Genomic DNA, 302 nt, shown 5'->3' on the forward strand with positions numbered 1-302 from the left:
CTCCTCGCGCAGCACGCGGGATGTGAAGCCCTTGAACTGGTTTGCCACGTACGAGGCCGACGACTTCGCATCGTGCTTCACGAACAGGTGCACGTGGTCGGGCATCACCTCAAGGGCGATGACCTCCCACCCGTGTTCGTCGGCCTTCTGCCGGATCAACTCGTCCAACCGTTCCGCGACCCGCCCGCCGAGGACCGGACGGCGGTACTTCGGGCACCACACCACGTGGAGCCCGAGGTCGTACACGCCGCCGGAGAATCGGCGAACCTTCCTGGTCACAGTCAAACGATCACTATACACAC

The 302-nt window shown here is 63.6% G+C and carries 1 protein-coding gene; it reads right to left on the reverse strand.

What is annotated here, in order from left to right:
* A partial coding sequence (gene tnpA, locus J0695_RS42975; protein WP_206970216.1) for an IS200/IS605 family transposase occupies positions 1–285 on the reverse strand: 285 nt, incomplete at its 3' end.
* Positions 286–302: the final 17 nt, after the last annotated feature.

The sequence above is a fragment of the Streptomyces beijiangensis genome, assembly GCF_017315755.1.
In the GTDB taxonomy this organism is placed as follows: Bacteria; Actinomycetota; Actinomycetes; order Streptomycetales; family Streptomycetaceae; genus Streptomyces; species Streptomyces beijiangensis.